This window comes from Pseudomonas sp. s4, assembly GCF_046764235.1.
Lineage (GTDB): Bacteria > Pseudomonadota > Gammaproteobacteria > Pseudomonadales > Pseudomonadaceae > Aquipseudomonas > Aquipseudomonas asiatica.
This window is the reverse complement of the sequence record NZ_CP177209.1, coordinates 3,759,421-3,776,842: the sequence shown is the minus strand read 5'-3', so window position 1 is coordinate 3,776,842 and position 17,422 is coordinate 3,759,421. Positions and strand designations below refer to the sequence as shown.

24 protein-coding genes are annotated in these 17,422 nt (G+C 62.5%); 6 read left to right on the top strand and 18 right to left on the bottom strand.

The window, feature by feature from the left end; translation table 11 throughout:
* Nucleotides 1-129: 129 nt before the first annotated feature.
* The 9 genes from ACK56M_RS17565 to ACK56M_RS17525 form a co-directional block, all read right to left on the bottom strand.
* Nucleotides 130-993 carry a metal ABC transporter solute-binding protein, Zn/Mn family gene (locus ACK56M_RS17565; protein ID WP_102083645.1) on the bottom strand — a complete coding sequence of 288 codons (864 nt, stop codon included), beginning with the start codon at nt 991-993 and terminating at the stop codon, nt 130-132.
* On the bottom strand, nt 990-1,889 hold the full coding sequence (locus tag ACK56M_RS17560) for a metal ABC transporter permease (RefSeq protein ID WP_015270827.1): 900 nt from the start codon (nt 1,887-1,889) through the stop codon (nt 990-992). Before ACK56M_RS17560 ends, ACK56M_RS17565 begins: the two co-directional genes overlap by 4 nt.
* Complete coding sequence (locus tag ACK56M_RS17555; RefSeq protein ID WP_411958818.1) at nt 1,889-2,635, bottom strand: metal ABC transporter ATP-binding protein; 747 nt, start codon at nt 2,633-2,635, stop codon at nt 1,889-1,891. The genes ACK56M_RS17560 and ACK56M_RS17555 overlap by 1 nt, the downstream gene beginning before the upstream one ends.
* Nucleotides 2,632-3,534, bottom strand: coding sequence for a metal ABC transporter substrate-binding protein (locus tag ACK56M_RS17550; RefSeq protein WP_015270825.1), 903 nt, complete (start codon nt 3,532-3,534; stop codon nt 2,632-2,634). The genes ACK56M_RS17555 and ACK56M_RS17550 overlap by 4 nt, the downstream gene beginning before the upstream one ends.
* A gap of 16 nt (nt 3,535-3,550) precedes the next feature.
* Complete coding sequence (locus tag ACK56M_RS17545; RefSeq protein WP_015270824.1) at nt 3,551-4,120, bottom strand: DUF6162 family protein; 570 nt, start codon at nt 4,118-4,120, stop codon at nt 3,551-3,553.
* Nucleotides 4,117-4,437, bottom strand: coding sequence for a hypothetical protein (locus ACK56M_RS17540; RefSeq protein WP_013973133.1), 321 nt, complete (start codon nt 4,435-4,437; stop codon nt 4,117-4,119). The genes ACK56M_RS17545 and ACK56M_RS17540 overlap by 4 nt, the downstream gene beginning before the upstream one ends.
* Nucleotides 4,434-4,973, bottom strand: coding sequence for a thiamine pyrophosphate-binding protein (locus ACK56M_RS17535; RefSeq protein ID WP_100412864.1), 540 nt, complete (start codon nt 4,971-4,973; stop codon nt 4,434-4,436). Before ACK56M_RS17535 ends, ACK56M_RS17540 begins: the two co-directional genes overlap by 4 nt.
* Nucleotides 4,970-6,163: a PepSY-associated TM helix domain-containing protein gene (locus ACK56M_RS17530; RefSeq protein ID WP_015270822.1), complete on the bottom strand. Its 1,194-nt coding sequence runs from the start codon at nt 6,161-6,163 to the stop codon at nt 4,970-4,972. Before ACK56M_RS17530 ends, ACK56M_RS17535 begins: the two co-directional genes overlap by 4 nt.
* A gap of 261 nt (nt 6,164-6,424) precedes the next feature.
* A complete protein-coding gene (locus ACK56M_RS17525) occupies nt 6,425-7,759 on the bottom strand; it encodes a lysine N(6)-hydroxylase/L-ornithine N(5)-oxygenase family protein (protein WP_054572073.1) in 1,335 nt (444 codons plus the stop codon).
* A gap of 202 nt (nt 7,760-7,961) precedes the next feature.
* On the opposite strand from ACK56M_RS17525, the gene ACK56M_RS17520 reads away from it, so the two are divergent.
* On the top strand, nt 7,962-8,396 hold the full coding sequence (locus ACK56M_RS17520) for a hypothetical protein (RefSeq protein ID WP_015270820.1): 435 nt from the start codon (nt 7,962-7,964) through the stop codon (nt 8,394-8,396).
* 151 nt (nt 8,397-8,547) lie between these two features.
* On the opposite strand, the gene pbpG is transcribed toward ACK56M_RS17520, so the two are convergent.
* Nucleotides 8,548-9,474, bottom strand: coding sequence for a D-alanyl-D-alanine endopeptidase (gene pbpG, locus ACK56M_RS17515; protein ID WP_023662495.1), 927 nt, complete (start codon nt 9,472-9,474; stop codon nt 8,548-8,550).
* 329 nt (nt 9,475-9,803) lie between these two features.
* Here pbpG and ACK56M_RS17510 point away from each other — a divergent pair, with 329 nt between their 5' ends.
* Entirely contained in the window at nt 9,804-10,103 is a 300-nt protein-coding gene (locus ACK56M_RS17510) for a hypothetical protein (protein WP_015270819.1), read from the top strand.
* A 97-nt stretch (nt 10,104-10,200) separates the two neighbouring features.
* Here ACK56M_RS17510 and ACK56M_RS17505 read toward each other — a convergent pair whose 3' ends face one another.
* Both ACK56M_RS17505 and ACK56M_RS17500 read right to left on the bottom strand, forming a co-directional pair.
* Complete coding sequence (locus tag ACK56M_RS17505) at nt 10,201-10,458, bottom strand: hypothetical protein (RefSeq protein ID WP_015270818.1); 258 nt, start codon at nt 10,456-10,458, stop codon at nt 10,201-10,203.
* Between the two features lie 211 nt (nt 10,459-10,669).
* On the bottom strand, nt 10,670-11,344 hold the full coding sequence (locus ACK56M_RS17500; protein WP_100412862.1) for a polysaccharide lyase family 7 protein: 675 nt from the start codon (nt 11,342-11,344) through the stop codon (nt 10,670-10,672).
* A 237-nt stretch (nt 11,345-11,581) separates the two neighbouring features.
* On the opposite strand from ACK56M_RS17500, the gene ACK56M_RS17495 reads away from it, so the two are divergent.
* Entirely contained in the window at nt 11,582-11,905 is a 324-nt protein-coding gene (locus ACK56M_RS17495) for a DUF1654 domain-containing protein (RefSeq protein ID WP_085720592.1), read from the top strand.
* A gap of 137 nt (nt 11,906-12,042) precedes the next feature.
* On the opposite strand, the gene ACK56M_RS17490 is transcribed toward ACK56M_RS17495, so the two are convergent.
* On the bottom strand, nt 12,043-12,867 hold the full coding sequence (locus ACK56M_RS17490) for a helix-turn-helix transcriptional regulator (protein WP_015270816.1): 825 nt from the start codon (nt 12,865-12,867) through the stop codon (nt 12,043-12,045).
* A gap of 162 nt (nt 12,868-13,029) precedes the next feature.
* On the opposite strand from ACK56M_RS17490, the gene ACK56M_RS17485 reads away from it, so the two are divergent.
* A complete protein-coding gene (locus ACK56M_RS17485) occupies nt 13,030-13,395 on the top strand; it encodes a hypothetical protein (RefSeq protein ID WP_015270815.1) in 366 nt (121 codons plus the stop codon).
* 64 nt (nt 13,396-13,459) lie between these two features.
* Nucleotides 13,460-13,945, top strand: coding sequence for a glycoside hydrolase family protein (locus ACK56M_RS17480; protein ID WP_015270814.1), 486 nt, complete (start codon nt 13,460-13,462; stop codon nt 13,943-13,945).
* A gap of 73 nt (nt 13,946-14,018) precedes the next feature.
* Here the strand turns inward: ACK56M_RS17480 and ACK56M_RS17475 are convergent, their stop codons facing one another.
* On the bottom strand, nt 14,019-14,201 hold the full coding sequence (locus ACK56M_RS17475) for a hypothetical protein (protein WP_014590513.1): 183 nt from the start codon (nt 14,199-14,201) through the stop codon (nt 14,019-14,021).
* A 93-nt stretch (nt 14,202-14,294) separates the two neighbouring features.
* Entirely contained in the window at nt 14,295-14,639 is a 345-nt protein-coding gene (locus ACK56M_RS17470; RefSeq protein ID WP_015270813.1) for a hypothetical protein, read from the bottom strand.
* 162 nt (nt 14,640-14,801) lie between these two features.
* On the opposite strand from ACK56M_RS17470, the gene ACK56M_RS17465 reads away from it, so the two are divergent.
* Nucleotides 14,802-15,623, top strand: a complete 822-nt coding sequence (locus ACK56M_RS17465) for a shikimate 5-dehydrogenase (RefSeq protein ID WP_015270812.1) — start codon at nt 14,802-14,804, stop codon at nt 15,621-15,623.
* Nucleotides 15,624-15,749: 126 nt separating this feature from the next.
* On the opposite strand, the gene ACK56M_RS17460 is transcribed toward ACK56M_RS17465, so the two are convergent.
* The 3 genes from ACK56M_RS17460 to ACK56M_RS17450 form a co-directional block, all read right to left on the bottom strand.
* A complete protein-coding gene (locus ACK56M_RS17460) occupies nt 15,750-15,992 on the bottom strand; it encodes a hypothetical protein (RefSeq protein ID WP_013973119.1) in 243 nt (80 codons plus the stop codon).
* A gap of 97 nt (nt 15,993-16,089) precedes the next feature.
* Entirely contained in the window at nt 16,090-16,617 is a 528-nt protein-coding gene (gene gloA, locus ACK56M_RS17455) for a lactoylglutathione lyase (RefSeq protein WP_015270811.1), read from the bottom strand.
* A 225-nt stretch (nt 16,618-16,842) separates the two neighbouring features.
* The gene (locus tag ACK56M_RS17450) at nt 16,843-17,202 is read right to left on the bottom strand and encodes a histone-like nucleoid-structuring protein, MvaT/MvaU family (RefSeq protein ID WP_015270810.1); all 360 of its coding nucleotides are present in this window, start codon (nt 17,200-17,202) and stop codon (nt 16,843-16,845) included.
* Nucleotides 17,203-17,422: the final 220 nt, after the last annotated feature.

The following is a 17,422-nucleotide window of genomic DNA, read 5'->3' as shown; positions in this document are numbered from 1 at the left end:
GATGGGCTGCGCAGCAGCCCCAAGATTGTGCAGCACCGCTGAACCCTTGGGGCTGCTGCGCAGCCCATCGCGACACAAGGCCGCTCCTACACAGGGACCGTGCAGGCCTGTGGGACTGCGAGGAGAACATCAGCTTTCGCCCAATGCCCCAACCACACGGTCGACGCTGGCTTTCAGCCCCGCAAACGCATCCTCAGGGTCACTTTCCACCACCACCAGCTTCGCCCCGGACGCCTTGATCACCTCGGCCACAGCCGCTTCCGGCTGCCGATGGTCCAGCACCAGCACCACATCCTGCGCTTTCAGGTTGTCCCCTAGCGCCTTCAGCGCAGTCGCATCCCACTCGGCTGGCAGCGGCTGCTCGACCACGTCCAGGTTCAACCCGCTGGCCAGATAACCCAGCCGTTCCGACAGGCTCACCACCGTCAGGTTGTCGACCTTGGCCAAGCGTGTCTGGCTGCTGGCCGAAAGCTCCAGCAACTGGCGTTTGAGCCCGGCCAGGTTGCCCTGGATCCGCGCCTTGTCGCCTGGCGCCAACCGCTCCAGGTCATTGGCTACCACGTCGGCCATGCGCCCGAAGTTGGTCGGGTTGAGCCAGGGGTAGGCGCCATAGGCCTCGTCGCCGCTCACCGCTATGCCCGGCAGCGCGCCATCCACTGGCCGTGCGGCGTCGATTTCGACGATCCGGATATTGCTACGCCGGGCCATCGGGTACAGCGGGTCGTCACGCCAGATCGAGCGCACGCCGATCACCGCGTCGGCCTGCTGCGCGGCCTTGTGCAGGCTGGCGCCACCGCGACCGCTGAAATAGGAAGGCTGGCGGCTGGCAGGCAGGTTGGCGGGTGCTGCACGCTTGAGTTGCACCTTGGTGCCCTCGAGCAAGGCGCTGGCCAGGCTGTGGGTGACGGGCAGGGTGGTCAGCACTTGGGTGGCGAAAGACAGCGACGGCAGGCCGGCCAGTGCCAGGGCCAAGGTCAGGCGTTTCAGGTTCATGCCGGGTTTCCTTGCAGGCGGGGGACGAGGGCGCGGGCCAGCGCCGCCAGGGCGAAGCAGATGCCGGCGACCAGGATGATCGCGGCGCCGGACGGCACCGGCAGGTCGAAAACGATCGGCAGCAGGATGCCCAGCAGCGTGCTCAGCGTGGCGATCAGCACCGACAGGAAGAAAAAGCCCTTCAGCGACTGGCTGACCAGGCGTGCGGCGGCAGCGGGGATCACCAGCAACGCCCCGACCAGGATCGCCCCGATCACCTTCACCGAGGCCACGGTGACCAGGGTCACCAGCACCACGAACAGGTAGTCCAGGGTTTTCACCGCCACCCCGCGCACGGCTGCCAGCTGTGGGTTGAAACTGGCCAGCATGATGCGGTTGTACAGCGGCACTGCCAATGCCAGCACCAGCACCGCGACGATGCCCAGCACCACCAGGTCCTGGCTGCTGACGGTCAGCACCGAGCCGAACAGCACGTTCTCGAGGATGTGCACGTTGATCTTGCCTGCCAGCATCAGCAGCAGGCTGGCACCCAGCGCCAGCGACACCGACAGGAACACGCCGATCAGCGTGTCCGGCGACAGCCCGGTGCGGTTGCGCAGGAAGTTGAGCAAGATGCCGAACAGCAGGCAGTAGCCGAACAGGCTGCCGAAGGGGCCGGTGTAGGGCTCGCCCAGCAGGATGCCGATGGCCACGCCGGTCAGCGCGGCATGGCCGACCGCCTCGGAGAAGAAGGCAAAGCGCTTGACCACCACCAGGGTGCCCAGGCCGCCCAGCACCGGGCCGATCATCAAACCGGCCAGCAAAGCGTTGACCACGAAGCCGTAGGCCAGCGCCTCGGGCAGGTAGCCGGCAGTGGCCCAGTCCTGGACCGTTTGCCGAAAGATTTCAAAACTCATCAGGCAAGGCTCTCGCTACGCGGGTGAACGGAGAACAGGCCGAGCAGGCGCTCTGGGGTAAGGGCCTGGGCGGGCGGGGCGTCGAACAGTACCTGGCGGCTCAGGCCGGTAACCCGGTCGGCCAGGCGCAGCACGGCTTCCAGGTCGTGTTCGATCCACAGCACGGTGGTGCCGGCCTGGCGCCAGCCCTGCAGCAGTTGTTCGAACACCTGGATGCCGGCTTCATCCAGGGCCGACATCGGCTCGTCCAGCACCAGCAGTTGCGGCTCGGGAATCAGGCCCTGGGCCAGTAGCACGCGTTGGCGTTCGCCACCGGAAAGCGCGCCCATGCGCCGTTTGCGCTTGTCGAGCATGCCGACCCGCGCCAAGGCTGCGTCGATGGCCGACTGCACACGGCGCGACAGGCCGAGGAAGGCGGGGCGGCGCTGGCACATGGCAGCCATGAAATCGTCCACGGTCATCGGCAGGCCACGGTCGAACTCCAGCGCCTGCGGCACATAGCCGATCACTTCGCGTTCGCCGGGCCAGTGCAGGGTCAGCTGGCCCTGGTGCGGCATCTGCCCGAGCAGGGTCTTGATCAGCGAACTCTTGCCGCCGCCGTTGGGGCCGACGATGGCATGCACGCTGCCGGCGGCGACGTTGAAGCTGACCTGTTCGAGGATGCGGGTGCGGCCCAGGGTGAGGTCGATGCCGGCAAACTCGATGCGCGGCCCGCAGGCTGTCACCAGGTTGGCGGCGGCGGTCATGCGCGGTTCTCCTGGATGGCGCGGACCACGGTGTCGAGGTTGCGCTTCATCTCCACTTCGTACTTGTCCTTGGTGTATTCGCCATAGGAAATGTGCGTCAGCGGGTACAGGCGGACGCCGGATTCACGCTGGATGGTTTCGACATAGGCCGACGGGAAGTCCATTTCCGAGAAGATCACCCGCACGTCCAGCGCCTTGAGCTGGTCGATGGTCTTCTTCAGCTGGGCCGGGCTGGGTTCGATGCCATGGGCTGGCTCGACCACCGCAGTCACCTCCAGGCCGAAGTCACGTACCAGGTAGTCGTAGGCGGCATGGATAGTGGCGACCCGGAAGGTGGCGCTGGGCGCCTCGGTGACCTTGGCCAGTGCTTCGGCGCGCAGTGCGCGCAGGCGCTTGGCATAGGCGCGGGCGTTTTGCGTGTACAGCTTGGCGTTGTCCGGGTCGAGCTTGCCCAGTTCGCGGGCGATGTTGTTGACCTGGGCGATGGTGGTGCTGATCGACAGGAAGGTGTGCGGGTTGACCACCTTGCCGGCGCCGCGGGCGGCAATGCCGGTGGCCGCCAGCAAGGGTACGTTCTGGTTGGCCTCGATGGTGTTTATGTCGGGCTTCTCGCTGGCGGCGATCATGCGGTCGGCGAAATCGTCATGGCCGACGCCGTTCAGTACCACCACGTCCAGGGTACCGATGCGCTTGATGTCCTCGGCCCGTGGCTCGTAGGCATGGGGGTTGAACCCTGCCGGAATCAGCGGCACCACTTCGGCCTTGTCGCCGACGATGTTGCTCACATAGCTGTAGTAGGGGTGCAGGGTAATGCCGATACGCAGGGGCTTGCCGTTATCGGCCAGGGCCTGTGCCGGCAGGGCAATGGCCAGGAGCAGGGCGAGGGCGGAGCGGAGCATGGGGAAGTCCTTGGGTTCAATGACGGTGTTCGCGGGTGACCCCGGCGTCGTAATGGCTGACCACCTGCTGCCAGCCGGCTGCGATCAGGGCGGCCTGGCCAAGGTCGTCCGGGGTCACGGCGGCGCTGTCGCGGCGCAGCCAGACATCGGCCTGGCCGGTGCTGTCGGCCGGCAGGATCAGCAGCAGGCTGCCGGCCACTTCCGGGGCCTGGCTGCGGCCAAGGTAGGCCCCGGTCTCCAGCCACGACCATTGGTGGCTGCCGCGGCTCTGGCTGCCGGCATCGACCACGAACGGTGGCAGGCCTTCCTCGGCAAGTGCCTGTACGCTGGGCGCAGCGGTGTTCTCTTCACGCAGCAGCTGGATTTCGTCGAAGGCCACCCGCAAGTCGGTGTACAGGCCTTGCTCGGCGGCGGTCAGGTCGCGACGGGCGTCTATCTGGTGGCTGGCGATGGCCTGTTCATCCTCGCGTTCGCCGCGCAGCAGCACCACACCGATGGCGAGTACCACGATCAGCAGGCTGACCAGCAGCACGTACAGGGTTTCGTGCCCGGCGCCGGCCGGGCGAATCACTTGGGCGCGGCTCATGGCTGGGCTATATCGGCGTAGTCGACTTCCACCACGTGCCCGGGGCCGGCATCGAACAGCACGTAGAACTCGCCGTCCGGGCGCTTGAAGGTCAGGGTCGAGTCATCACCGAGCTTGCCGCCGACCAGCACCTGTTCGTCGTAGCCGATCACATCCAGGGTAACTCCGGGGGCGCCGCTGCCGTCCGAGAAGCCGCCGGTGCACTTGACCTGGCCGCCGGCCAGCTCTTCACACTCGCACATCGGGTTGTGCGCCAGGGCCGGGCAGGCGGCCAGCACCAGCAAGGGCAGGGCGAGGGTGCGTATCAGGTGTTTCATTTCTTGCCTCCTTGTTTCTCGAGCCAGGCCACGGTGGCTGGCGATGCCTTGGCCAGAGGGACGGACGCCTGGTGCATGCTGCCGTCCCAGCCTTCCAGGGTGATCCAGATCTGCGCGTCGGGCTTGGTGCGTGGCGGGATCGGCAACGAGGTGCCCATGTTGTACGGCGCGCCGAAGAAAATCGTGCCGGCGGCGCGCAGGCTGCGCGGTTTGCCGATGCGCAGGTAGGCCGCCTTGACGCCGTTGACGCAGGCCTTGCACAGCGATGCATTGAAGACCTTGAAGTGGCCGGCCGGGCCATCGGCGCGGGGAGCCTCGTCACGCATCTCGGCCAGGTCCAGGGTATAGGGGCCGACCTGGATGTCGTGGATCACATTGGCGCCGAGCCCTGCTTCGCCGCGAAACAGCTTGGCCTCGGCGAAGTACTTGGGCATGAAGCCCAGCGGGATGAGGATCAGCAGGATGTTCAAGTGAAAACGCCACTTCAGCCACAGTTGCTTCAGCGGGCTGACGGTCACGGCTTGGGCCTGGTTCATGGGCGGATCTCCACTGTGGGTTCATGGCGCGCCATGCGCGGTGCGCGCTCGCTGCGCTTGAGGGCGGCGGCGGTGGCCTGGGCGGTGCGTTTGGTCCAGATCAGCAAACCGCTGAACACCATCAGGGTGAGGACCAGGCCGAAGAAGAACCACACCAGCTTGATCGGCAAGCCGCCGAAATCGCCGGTGTGCAGCGGGCGCATGGATTCGGTGACGAACTCCAGGGCGGAGCGGTCGCTGATCAGGAACTGACTGTCGACATTGCGCGTGTACGGGTTGACCGAGGCGCTTTGGAACATCAGCGGGTACCAGCCTGGTCCGGCCAGGGTGATGTGGCTGTAGGCGGTAGCCGGCAGCGAGATGAAGCTGATCTCCAGCCCCGGGACCGCCAGGCCGGCGATGCGTGCCGCTTCATCCAGGTCGATGCGCGCTGCCGGGCTGCCATTCGGGGTTTGCGGCACGTCCTCACGGGCGATCACCGGCACGATGGGCCGGCTGGAAATGGTGATGTGGTTGTCGGCCAGGATTGCCTGGATCAGGAACCAGGTGCCGGTGATGGAAATGACCGCAATGAACCAGATCGACCAGACCCCGGCCAGGCGGTGCAGGTCGCCCCAGAAAATTCGCGAACCATGGCCGGTGCGCACTGGCTTGAAGAAGCCCCTCCAGAACTTCTTGTACACCACCAGGCCGGTTACCAGCGAAGCCAGCATGGGCAGCCCGAGCAACGACACCAGGTACCAGCCCCAGCTGAAACCGCTGGTGAACGGCACCAGCCACCAGCCGTGCAAGGCGCGGGTGAAGGCTTCGAAGTTGAAGTCCGGGGTCTTGCCCTGGATGGCCCCGGTGTAGGGGTTTACATACAGCGTCGGGCTGGTGCCGTCAGGCAGGGTGACATTGGCCTTGACCGCGAAGTGCGAACCGTCGGGCTGGATCAGCCGCTCCACCACCATGTCCGGCTCGGCCTTGTGCAGGGCGTCCAGTACCTGCTGGAAGCTCAGGCGCTCGGCGTCGGCGTCGGGCTTGTTGGCGCGCACGGCGGGGTCGGCCAGCCAGACGATTTCCTGGCTGACCACCGCGAGCATGCCGGTGAAGCAGACGATCAGGACAAAGAACCAGATCGGCAAGGCGAGCCAGCTGTGGACCAGGAACCACAGCCTGGATTTGGATTTTTTCGGTGATTTGGCCATCTGACGGTCTTCTGCAATGGGGAGTCGAGCGTGTGCCCAGCCAAAGAGGGGCTGTATTGATAAGGACGAATGAGAATCGAAAACCTGCCGTTTTAAATGCAAGCAAATGTTTCGGGCAAAGAAACCTGAAAGCTGGCGCGACCCTATAGGAGCAGCCTTGTGCTGCGAAGAGGCCGGTACTGACAACAGAGATGCACTGTCAGTACCGGCCTCTTCGCAGCACAAGGCTGCTCCTACAGATGCTGTTAAATGCCTAGAGGATCAGGCGCGGGTCAGAGCCACTGCCGGTTGCGGCTTGCCGTACAGCTGCGCCAGGTCCTGGTACAGCGCGCGGCCAATTTCCGCAGCGCGCGCCGGCAGCACCGAGAGCAGGGTGTCACTCAGGCCGTGGCTGTTTTCGCAGAAGCCCTGCAGGTACACCGAGGCCTGCAGGTCGGGGCTGGTCAGCACGCGGTAGTTGCGGTCGACGTTGAAATCGTCCAGGTAGCCGGCCAGGGGCGCCAGCAGGTCACGGTGCGAGCGGCGCTCGTAACCGGTGGCGAGTATCACCGCATCGTAGCGGTGGGTCTGCTGCTGGCCGGTGGCGAGGTCGCGCAGTGTCAGCTCCAGGCCTTCGCGGGTGGCCACCACGGCTTCGACCTGGCGCCGGCACAGCACGTTGTGGCGGTACTGGTGGGCGACCTTCTGCCGGTAGAGGATGCCGTAGATGCGTTCGATCAGGTTGAGGTCGACCACCGAATAGTTGGTGTTGTGGTATTCGCCCAGCAGCTTGCTGCGCTGGTCGGCCGGTTCGTTGTAGACCAGGTCGGTGTAGTCCGGCGAGAAGATCTCGTTGACGAACGGGCTGTCATCGGCGGGTTTGAGCGCCGAACCGCGCAGGATCATGTCGACCTTGACCGACGGATAGCTGTCGTTGAGGTCGATGAACGCCTCGGCGGCGCTCTGGCCCGAGCCGATCACGGCAATGCGCATCGGCTTGTCGGCGGTGCATGGCAGCTTGTTCAGGCTGCTCAGGTACTGGGAGTGGTGGAATACCCGCGGGTCGTCCTTGAAGGCACCGAACTTTTCCGGGATTTTTGGCGTACCGCCGCTGCCGACCACTACCGAACGGGTGCGGCGGCTATATTCGCGGCCTTGGGCGTCGCGCGAGACCAGGCGCAGGTGCTCGACTCGGCCCGCCTGCACGTCCGGCTCGATGCGCAGCACTTCCTCGCCATATACCGCCTGGGTGGCGAAGTGCTCGGCGGCCCAGCGCAGGTAGTCGTTGTACTCGAGGCGGCAGGGGTAGAAGGTGCCGAGGTTGATGAAGTCGGCCAGGCGCTGCTTCTGGTGCAGGTAGTTGACGAAGCTGTAGGGGCTGGTGGGGTTGCGCAGCGACACCAGGTCCTTGAGGAACGAGATCTGCAGCTCGCTCTGGGTGGCCAGGGTTTCGCCATGCCAGCGATAGTCCTGCTGCTTGTCGATGAACAGCGCGTCGAGGGCATGGCCGTGGGACTCGGCGAGTTCTTCCAGGGCGATGGCCAGGGCCAGGTTGGAAGGGCCGAAGCCCACGCCGATCAGGTCCTTGATGGTTTCCGGTTTTGCAGACTGGCTCATGGCTGCGGTTCCATAATGGTCGAATGTTGACGCTCGCCGGGAGAGACCGGCGCCTGCGTTTGTACATTGGGTGGAACGAGCCAAACGATGGGGAATTTACTGGCGGCCGATCGGCCACTTGCAGCAGGGGGCTAAAGGCCTGCGCCTGTCGGCCGATAGGCAGAACAACCCAAGGACCCATTTGCAACGCAGGGAGAAAGACATGACAGGTATTGCAGCAGTCAGCATCAGCACCACGAGCCAGGCGCTGAGCACAACCCAGGCCGCCGACAGCCAGGATGCGCAAAAGACTGAAGAGAATGGGGCCGGCACTCAGGCCGACACGTCGAAGGTGAACGGTGGTGGCCAGACTCAAGGTGCCCAGAGCAGCAGTGAAAGTTCGGAGCCTGCGCACATCAGGCAATTGCGCGAGATGATCAAGAAGCTGCAGAAGCAATTGGCCGAGGAGCAGAAGCAACTGGCCCAGTTGATGGCGCAGAAGATGGACGAAACCACCAAGCTGGCAGCTGTGTCCGCCAAGCAAGCGAGCATCGCCACCATCAATGGTGAAATCCTGCAGGCCACCGCGCAGTTGCTCGAAGCATTACAGAAAACGGGTGGCAGCAGCGCGGGCGGGATGGTCAGCACCACGGCCTGACGAACTTGGGGCTGCTGTGCAGCCCATCGCCAGCAAGCCGGCTCCCACATGGACTGCGCATGGCAGTTGCTCTCGCAGGCCTGGTGCTGTCACTGTGGGCGCTGGCTTGCCGGCGATAGGGCCGGTGCAGGCCCCATCATTCCGGCTTCGGTCATTCGGCCGCCAGGCGCCCCTTGTTCTGCCGCTCTGCCTTGTACTGCATGGCCACCGCCGGCGCCGGCTTGGCAGCACCGGTTTCCAGCCACTGACGCATGCGGCTGGCATCGGCGAAGTGGGTGTACTTGCCAAAGGCGTCGAGGATCACCATGGCCACCGGGCGGTTGTCCATGCGGGTCAGCAGCACCAGGCAGTGCCCGGCTTCATTGGTGAAGCCGGTCTTGGTCAGCTTGATGTCCCAGTTGCTCTTGTTCACCAGGTGGTCGGTGTTGCGGAAGCCCAGGGTGTAGTTGGGCTTGCGGAAGGCCACGGTCTTCTCGCGGGTGGTCGACAGCTCGCTCAGCATCGGGTACTTGCGCGACGCCATCAGCAGCTTGGCCAGGTCACGGGCCGTGGACACGTTCTGCGTCGACAGGCCCGTTGGCTCGACGTAGCGGGTGTGCGCCATGCCCAGGCTGCGGGCCTTGGCGTTCATCGCCTTGATGAACGCCGGGTAGCCGCCAGGGTAATGGTTGGCCAGGGTGTTGGCCGCACGGTTTTCCGATGACATCAGGGTAATCAGCAAGGTTTCGCGGCGGTCGAGCTGGCTGCCTAGGCGCACACGCGAATACACGCCTTTCATTTCCGGGTTGTTGGCAATGGTCATGGTGAGCATTTCATCCATGGGCTGCTTGGCATCCAGCACTACCATCGCCGTCATCAGTTTGGTCACCGAGGCAATCGGCACCACGCGGTCGGCGTGGCTCGAATACAGCTCCTGGTTGGTGTTCAGGTCTATCAGCAGGGCGCTGCCCGAGGCGAGGTGCAGCTTGGATGGGTCACGTTGAACCTGGGCCGGGGGTTGTGCAGCAGCGGTCGACGGAAGGGTCGCAGTACCTGTGAGCAACAGCAGCAGGCTGAGGATGGACAGGGATGTTTTCACGTTGAGGCTCACTAAAAGTTGGTATGTCGTTGGCTGTGCAAGGGTTTTCCCCCAAAAAACCGCTGCATTCTGGAGTATGGCTGATTTGCTGTCGAATGCCTTATGACTAAAGGGCGCAACGTGAACGAAATTTAATCCTGTACCAATTACGTTTGTCTCCAGTTTCGCCAGTTCGCCATGTCGCAGCAGTGAATTGAGGGGGGAATTCTGGGAGCAAACAGCCAATTGTCGGGTTGGCTTTCAAACCTGTTGGACAGCCTTGATCACCGCTTCGTCTTGGCTATTTTTTGGATTAATGACCATCCACCAAACGGTTGCAGGAGGGCTGTATGCGCGTGCGCGGCGATGTGTACTGGGCCTGGGCTGACCCTACGCTCCACCACCGATCTCACGAGGAAACCCTTGTTGACGGCACTTTTATCGATGTGCGGGTGAGGCTTTCGCGCACCGGCAGCACGCAGGTGTTCATCGGTATCTATGCGCGGTCCGGCATGGCACTCCACGAAGAGGCCTTCGACTCCCGGCCAAATGAGTCTATGGCCCGAGCGCTTGCTTGGGGAGTTGGCCGCGCGCGTCGAGTCGCCGATGAGGTCGCTCCCGCTGCAGACCCTGTCACCGCCTCGAGATAGGGGGCAAAACCTATAAGGAAATGCCCGGCTATATGCTGGGCACTACCAGGAAATGCTGAGAGCTAACCTGGGTTCACAAGAAAATCAAATCAACCCGTCAAGTGTAATAGTGAGGGTAGAGTTGCTTGTCTTGTTCCAGTTTTTCAGCATCAGTCACCCGTTTGCGAACCTCTGCATAAAATTGCTGGCTGTGATTCTGAAACCTTTTATAGTCTTGCGCACTAGCTTTCAGGGCAGCCTTGAGTTCGGATCCGCTTAGGCCTTCAGTATTTTTTTGGGAAATTACATACTTTTGCCAGCTGCTTTCTACTTGCGAGAGACCTTGCGCAAGAGCTTGAGTCTCGATTGTCGCCATGGGTGCATCCTCTTCAAGGCCAAATCTGGCCAGGTGGTATGGATCGCGAGAGCGACGATGTAGATGCATGGTGCCGGGGCCATCGAAAAAGCGCCCGAAGGTGGAGCTTAGCTTGTATGTAGCGCTTGGGGGCGGCTCAACGCCAATCGGCATCCCGATGCAACCTGCGCTGGGATGCAGGGCATCGGGATGTCTTGCCAGTTGCCTGGGCTCAGGCATGGATCAACGATAGGTCGCTGATGATGCAGATCGAGCCGTCATCGGCGGGCGTGGTATCGGTGTAGTCCACCTGGTTGTAGACCCCGCCGTGGAACTCGAATAGCTGTGTAGCCCAGGTGCTGTCGAACTGCAGATCGCCGGACGATCCGGTCATCCCGTTGCACTTGGCTGTAACGGTAACCACGCCTGCCGACGTGGCATGGATGCTCACCTCGAACTTTGCCCCCAGCGGTACCCCCTTGAGCACCGTCGAGTTGATCGGGTCAGTCTGGTTGTAGGTCCGCCGAAAACCCAGGGTGATGTCGCCCTTTTTCCAGAACACCTTCACGGGCGGGCTGTCGTCCCCGTAGACGTGCATCTGCGCGATGACCACCTTCTGCGCCCAGTTGACCTTGGTCAGTGTCATTTCCTGGCGATTCCAGTGATCCAAGGCGCCGCCCAGGGTCCAGTATTCCGGCTCCGACCACTCGCAGCGGGTCCTGCGGGTGCTTTTGCTCGAAGCGCCTTTGGTGGGGGCAGACAACTGGACCGAACCATCGCTGAGCACTTTCACGTAGTTCGGGTACAGGGCAATCGCTTCGCTGCCGGTGAGTTCGACCGCTACGGTGCTGATCGACGATTCGGCCACCGGAACGGCGATGGTGAGGTTGCTGATATCTACGCTCATGGGGGGAACTCCTGAATGGAAATGTCGGTTGGTGCCGCAGCAGCACGGTGGCGGCTGCTGGAGTGGAATTTAGCCTTACGCTAAATCATCGTCAATAGCTTATGGCTAAAATTATTTCGCCGGGCGACAAATTACCTGTTGGCGAAAATTTTCCGCAGCGGGGCTTTACGCTTGATTTGGCGGTGAGATAAGCTTCCCTTGAATACTGTACGAATATACAGCTGTCAGGATAAGAATATGTCTAAGCACATGAAGTCGACGCCCCATCAGCGCCAGGAAATGACCGGAATGGAGCGGCTGAGCTTGCGCGTGTCTGCGATGATCAACCACCCGCTCGCGCAGACGCAGCGCTGGGTGACGGTGCATCGCCTGGATACCGACGGTGATGCCGAGTGGGAGGAGGTGATGGGCCTGCTGGCCGAGACGCCCGAGTTGGAACTGACCTTCAACGACGACGAGAGCGTGACGGTACGTTGGGAGCGCGGCAGCGTGGAGGAGCGCGACGACTTTATCGTCGAGCAGGACAGCGAGCAGCAGGCCGAGGAGGCGGCACCTTTCTGAACATCGGAAAATGCCCACTTTGCAGGAGCAGCCTTGTGCTGCGAAGAGGCCGGAACAGGCAACAGATATGCATTGTCAGTACTGGCCTCTTCGCAGCACCAGGCTGCTCCTACAGTGCCCTGCCAGATCAATGAGGCTTACACAAGGTGCGCATTCCACACCAGTAGTACCCTGGCCTGGATGTAGGTCTCTTCCCGGCGAATCATGCGGTCCTTGTGTCGCGAGTTGTCGGAAATCATCTCGAAATGCTCTTCGTCGGCAATTTGCAGCCGCTTGATGTAGATGTGGTCGCCCCAGGAGAAGAAGTAGATTCCATCGCCGACGAACTCGCGGATGCTGACGTCCACGATCAGCGGGTCGCGGTGCTTGATGGTCGGCTCCATCGACTGGCCCCAACCGGTCACCATCTTCAGGTGGTGGTGCTCGCTGAACTCCACGCCCAGCTCGCGCAGGTGGCTTGGGCTGACGCGAACATCCTTGAACATCTCGGGGTAGTCGTGGGGGATCTGCCCGCCACCCATGGCTGCGCGGACGTCGTAGTGGGCAATCCACACTTCGTCGCCCACCAGGCCTGGCCGAGCAGGTTCAGCGGCCACCAGTGTCGAATCTGCCGGCTCCTCGGCGGCGGCCAGCAGCCTTTGCCGGGTTTCTTCGGGGATGCCTCTGCCGCTTCTGGCAAGCATCTGCTTGACCAGGTCAGCTGCGGAAAGCTTGCTGTCACCCGCCTCGGCCGGCGCCTGCGTCTGGTCGCCCACTGCCATCGCGTCGAACCACCCCCGCGGCAAGCCTTCGATGCCCTCGATTCGGCGGGCCACGTCATCGCCCAGGTTCTTCGCTGTCTTGTCCGAAAGGATCTGGCTCAGGTGTGCAGGCGCCATCCCCCAGCGCTCCGCGCAGGATCCCTTTCTCTGGTTGCCGATCAGCTTGACCAGGTTGTGCTTGCGAATTTCGTAGATGTCCATGGGGCGAAGCATGCCAGTGTTTAGCTTGCTGCTAAATATGCTAAAGGCTAAATTTCCCTTGTCATGATATTAGCCGTAGGCTAAATTAAATATGCAAGCAAGGAAAGCCACCGAGAAGCTGTTCTCCAGGCTTACGACATCACCATTGGTAATGAGGTTTTCATGGATCCGACTGACCTCGGCCCAGGCACCATCACCTGGCTGGGCGGAACAGGCACCGTGTTGCTGGGTGCATTCCTCTGGCTGCGCAAGTGGCTGTCCAGGGATGCGGCTGACCGTGCCATGGACAACGCTGATATTGGCGTGGTCCGGCGCCTGAACGAGTTGCTCGATATCGAGCGTGATGCCCGAAGGGAAGCGCAGGCCAGGGCCGATCAGTTTGCAAAGGAACGCAATGAACTGGTGATCACTGTAGGGCGCCTGGAAGGCAAGATCGAAGCGCTGACCATTCGGGGCGGCCATCCTCCCCGGCAGGTCACCGTCCAGGGCGAGGGCGTCGCCCGCCTGCGCGGGAAGCAGGGTGAGTGAGGCGGCCCGCAAGACAAATTCTGTTCACGCCCATGCGTATGGGCTTCTTCTGTATGGAGACAACATGGCTCGATTGGATTCTGCCGCTGTCGGCGGTGCGAACGTGCTCGCGTTCCTGGACATGCTGGCCTGGTCCGAAGGTACCTCGACCATCGCTGCCAGCGACGATGGCTACAACGTCCTGGTAGGCGGCCAACTGTTCAATGACTACAGCGGGCACCCGAAGCAGAAGGTGTGGTTGCCCAGCTACGGCATCCACAGTTCTGCGGCTGGGCGGTACCAGATTCTGGCCGGTACCTGGGATGCCATCGTGAGCACCTATGGCTTCAATGGCCGCTTTACCCCTGAGGCCCAGGACCTGGCGGCAATCAAGTTGCTGAGCGAGTGCGGCGCACTGGCACTGATCAAGGCTGGCCGCATTGCCCAGGCGATCGCCAAGGCCGCGCCTATCTGGGCCAGCTTGCCTGGCGCGGGCTACGGTCAGCGTGAGCACCAGTTGGCCGCGTTGTTGGCAATGTTCATAGCCTGCAGTGGGGAGGTGCAGGCGTAACGCCCAGGCAAAAAAAGACCCGCCAGGTAGGCGGGCCAGAAGGGCGTAGGGAGCAACGCACAACAAATACGGGTCAGGCGACCAAAGTGCCTGGTTGCAACTGTTCGACCAGGGCCTGGGCCGAGGCGCGGGTCGGCATCGGGCCGCTTACGGCTTCGCCGTTGCGCACCAGGTACCAGCATGCGAGCAGGCCCTGCTCACGCAGCGAAGCGGGGACGGCACTGCCAACAACGGACATGATCTGGATAGTGGCCATGTGGACCTCCTGTAAACATGGCCCTACCTTACGCAGCAGCCGGTGCGGTTTGAAATTAACTTCCTCGATAGTGGTCATTGGTTCCATCAACATTTACCAGCGCGGCGGGCCGTAATACACCGGTGGCGGGCCGTAGTAGGTGCGGTAGCCCGGGGGCGGTGGTGCTGGCACGTAGTACGGCTGGTAGTACACCGGCGGTGGCGGTGGTTGCATGTACACCGGCGGAGGCCCGTAGTAGACCGGCTGGCGCTCGACGTACACGGTGCGGTCACGCCCGCCATAAACCGTCGCCCCGACCACGGCGCCAACCACAGCCGCACCCAGCAGCGGGCCGGGGCCATACCAACCGCCATGGCCATGGCCGCCGTGGGCGACAGCGGGCGCGCTGATGGCCAGGGCACCGACCAGCAGGGCGATTCCGGGAATGTGACGGTTCATGAAGAAACCCTCGCAAGGACACCCCAAGTGTGGGGTCCTATTACTATGACTCCACTCTTCGTCAGCTGAGCACGGGGGAACGGTAAAGGTTGTGTAAGGGACGACCAGCGGTTACCTCTGTTACGCTGAACAAACGTTTCAGTTATGACAAAGGAGCAGGTTATGTCGGCAACTCCAAGCAGAGACACCGTGCTGTGCATCTCCCTGGCCGGCCGCCCCGGCACCTTCGGTGTACGGTTCCACAACCACCTTTACCAGCAGCTGGGCCTGGACTTCTACTACAAGGCCATGCGCACCGATGACCTGCCGGCGGCGGTGGCGGGCATTCGCGCTTTGGGCATCCGCGGTTGCGGGGTATCGATGCCGTACAAGGAGGCCTGCATGGCCCTGGTCGACGAGATCGACCCATCGGCTGCGGCCATCGAGTCGGTCAATACCCTGGTCAATACCAATGGCCACCTGAAGGCCTACAACACCGATTACCTGGCCGTTCGCCAATTGCTGGCGCAGCACAAGGTCGACCCGTCCACGGCGTTTGCCCTGCGCGGCAGTGGCGGCATGGCCAAGGCGGTAGCCAGTGCCTTGCGCGATGCCGGGTTCGCCGAAGGCATCATCGTTGCGCGCAACGAGCAGGCGGGGCGGCAGCTGGCGGATGTGTGTGGTTATCGCTGGGTGGCGGAGCTGGGCGATCTGTGCCCACCCATGCTGGTGAACGTGACGCCGATCGGCATGGCGGGCGGGCCCGAGGCCGAGGAGCTGGCGTTTTCCGAGAACGCCATCGCCGCGGCGGCGCGGGTGTTCGATGTTGTGGCGATGCCGGAGAGCACTCCGTTGATCCGACGGGCGCGGGCGTTGGATAAGCCGGTGATCACCGGGCTGGAGGTGATTGCGCTGCAGGCGCTGGAGCAGTTCGTGCTTTACACCGGGGTGCGACCCACCCTGGCGCAGGTGGAGGCGGCGGTGGCGTACGCCCGGGATATCTGATTACTCCTGTGCCGGCCCTTTCGCGGGCTTGCCCGCTCCCACAGGGACCTCACAGGATCTGAAATCTGTGCAGTACCTGTGGGAGCGGGCAAGCCCGCGAAGAGGCCGGAACAGGCATAAACAAGGTCAAAATACCTTGTGCCCCTCATCCAGCTGCTGGTCGACCAGTGCCCGGCCATGGGCCAGCGATACATGCTGTGCATTCTCGAGGTCGGAGAAGAACTTCATCGGCATCGACATGCGCCTGCTGGTGTGCCCGTCGGGGTCGGTAATCAGGCACCCGGCGGCATAGGGCAGGGGGGAATCGGGGTGGGGCATCACGCTGGCGGTGATGGTGTGCTTGCGATATTCACAGTGAAGAGATTGCATCGTCCTTACCTCGCTGTGGCATGTGAAGCAGTTACCTTCATATACCACAGCAAAGGGCCGGGAGTTCCCGGCCCGACGAGCGAACAGCGATGAATGCTCAGCCTTTGAGTTCGGTCGGCTGGATGACTTCGACCCAGTAACCGTCCGGGTCCTTGACGAAGGCCAGGTGGTTCATGCGCCCGTCCTGCAGGCGTTTCTGGAACGGTACACCCAGTGCCTCGAAGCGTGCGCAGGCGGCGCGTACGTCCGGTACCGAGACGCAGATGTGGCCAAAGCCGCGCGGGTCGGTGTTGCCGTTGTGGTAGGCGAAATTGGCATCGTTTTCGGTGCCGTGGTTGTGGGTCAGTTCCAGCACGCCCGGAATAGACTTCATCCACTGGTGGCGTTCGTTGTCATCGGCCGGGATCTGCGCCGGGTCGACCAGGGCCAGGAAGTACAGGCTGAAGGCAGCTTCGGGGAAGTCGCGCTTGTCCACCAGGCGGAAGCCCAGCACGCGGGTGTAGAAGTCCAGGGACTTCTCGATGTCCTTGACCCGCAGCATGGTGTGGTTGAAGACGAACTGGGCGGTGGCGGCATCCGGTTGGGCGGTGACGCCAGGCAGGGTTTGCAGATCGTGCAGGCTCATGGGAACTCCTGAGACGGGGCCGGGCGCAGGGCACCGGCAAAACAGACAGGCTGGCCATGATACGGCAGTGTGCCGATTGCGCAAATGAAAGCGCCCTGCACAAGGCAGGGCGCTGGAATTAGAGGCCCGCATGTGCGGGCGCGTGATGGGGTCGCTAGTCCTTTAGCTGTCTCGATACTGAGCCAGCCCTTGTGAAAAAAGTGTGAAGTGCGTGTGGACGTTTCATCAGCGTACCCAGCTTTCTACCGTGGCGGCGCCGTATTGTTCTTTCCAGGCCTTGAGCCCACGGTGGTTGCCGCCTTTGGTCTCGATTCGCTCGCCGGTATGCGGATTGGTGTAAACCTTCACCACGCGCGCGCGGCGCTGTTGCTTGGGTGCTGCACTGGAAACCCGGGCCACTGCCTTCGGGTCGAGGATGGCGATGATATCGCGCAGGCTCTTGTCGTAGCTTTTCATCAGGCCGACTAGTTTCTGCTCGAATTCGATTTCGCGTTTGAGGCCGGCATCCTTTTTCAACGCTTCCAGTTGCGCCATCTGTTCCTGGAGCGCTTTTTCGGCAGCACGAAACTCTGCAAGTCTGGACACTGTAATCACTCCTGTACGTCGGTCGTGGCAGGGCGTGACGAACATTGAAGAAGAATAAAAACGCCGGCCACGCGGGTGGGTTCCGCTGTTCGCTGATATCGAGTGTAGTCATTCATGGGCACTGGGTAAACTGCAAACTTTTTGTAAGTAAGCAAGGAACTTTCCTAGTTTTGCGTGCGGTATTGTCCGGATTTTCCGCGGTTGTCTTGTGGCGCGCTTA

What these genes read in the sequence shown, in the direction of transcription:
- ACK56M_RS17480 (WP_015270814.1), top strand. Translation starts at nt 13,460, where the DNA reads ATGGCTCGATTGGATTCTGCCGCTGTCGGCGGTGCGAACGTGCTCGCG.
- ACK56M_RS17475 (WP_014590513.1), bottom strand. Translation starts at nt 14,201, where the DNA reads ATGGCCACTATCCAGATCATGTCCGTTGTTGGCAGTGCCGTCCCCGCT.
- ACK56M_RS17535 (WP_100412864.1), bottom strand. Translation starts at nt 4,973, where the DNA reads ATGAACCAGGCCCAAGCCGTGACCGTCAGCCCGCTGAAGCAACTGTGG.
- ACK56M_RS17530 (WP_015270822.1), bottom strand. Translation starts at nt 6,163, where the DNA reads ATGGCCAAATCACCGAAAAAATCCAAATCCAGGCTGTGGTTCCTGGTC.
- ACK56M_RS17560 (WP_015270827.1), bottom strand. Translation starts at nt 1,889, where the DNA reads ATGAGTTTTGAAATCTTTCGGCAAACGGTCCAGGACTGGGCCACTGCC.
- ACK56M_RS17505 (WP_015270818.1), bottom strand. Translation starts at nt 10,458, where the DNA reads ATGGCGACAATCGAGACTCAAGCTCTTGCGCAAGGTCTCTCGCAAGTA.
- ACK56M_RS17555 (WP_411958818.1), bottom strand. Translation starts at nt 2,635, where the DNA reads ATGACCGCCGCCGCCAACCTGGTGACAGCCTGCGGGCCGCGCATCGAG.
- ACK56M_RS17490 (WP_015270816.1), bottom strand. Translation starts at nt 12,867, where the DNA reads ATGGACATCTACGAAATTCGCAAGCACAACCTGGTCAAGCTGATCGGC.
- ACK56M_RS17510 (WP_015270819.1), top strand. Translation starts at nt 9,804, where the DNA reads ATGCGCGTGCGCGGCGATGTGTACTGGGCCTGGGCTGACCCTACGCTC.
- ACK56M_RS17545 (WP_015270824.1), bottom strand. Translation starts at nt 4,120, where the DNA reads ATGAGCCGCGCCCAAGTGATTCGCCCGGCCGGCGCCGGGCACGAAACC.
- gloA (WP_015270811.1), bottom strand. Translation starts at nt 16,617, where the DNA reads ATGAGCCTGCACGATCTGCAAACCCTGCCTGGCGTCACCGCCCAACCG.
- ACK56M_RS17495 (WP_085720592.1), top strand. Translation starts at nt 11,582, where the DNA reads ATGTCTAAGCACATGAAGTCGACGCCCCATCAGCGCCAGGAAATGACC.
- ACK56M_RS17550 (WP_015270825.1), bottom strand. Translation starts at nt 3,534, where the DNA reads ATGCTCCGCTCCGCCCTCGCCCTGCTCCTGGCCATTGCCCTGCCGGCA.
- ACK56M_RS17500 (WP_100412862.1), bottom strand. Translation starts at nt 11,344, where the DNA reads ATGAGCGTAGATATCAGCAACCTCACCATCGCCGTTCCGGTGGCCGAA.
- ACK56M_RS17520 (WP_015270820.1), top strand. Translation starts at nt 7,962, where the DNA reads ATGACAGGTATTGCAGCAGTCAGCATCAGCACCACGAGCCAGGCGCTG.
- ACK56M_RS17485 (WP_015270815.1), top strand. Translation starts at nt 13,030, where the DNA reads ATGGATCCGACTGACCTCGGCCCAGGCACCATCACCTGGCTGGGCGGA.
- ACK56M_RS17525 (WP_054572073.1), bottom strand. Translation starts at nt 7,759, where the DNA reads ATGAGCCAGTCTGCAAAACCGGAAACCATCAAGGACCTGATCGGCGTG.
- ACK56M_RS17470 (WP_015270813.1), bottom strand. Translation starts at nt 14,639, where the DNA reads ATGAACCGTCACATTCCCGGAATCGCCCTGCTGGTCGGTGCCCTGGCC.
- ACK56M_RS17465 (WP_015270812.1), top strand. Translation starts at nt 14,802, where the DNA reads ATGTCGGCAACTCCAAGCAGAGACACCGTGCTGTGCATCTCCCTGGCC.
- ACK56M_RS17565 (WP_102083645.1), bottom strand. Translation starts at nt 993, where the DNA reads ATGAACCTGAAACGCCTGACCTTGGCCCTGGCACTGGCCGGCCTGCCG.
- ACK56M_RS17460 (WP_013973119.1), bottom strand. Translation starts at nt 15,992, where the DNA reads ATGCAATCTCTTCACTGTGAATATCGCAAGCACACCATCACCGCCAGC.
- ACK56M_RS17540 (WP_013973133.1), bottom strand. Translation starts at nt 4,437, where the DNA reads ATGAAACACCTGATACGCACCCTCGCCCTGCCCTTGCTGGTGCTGGCC.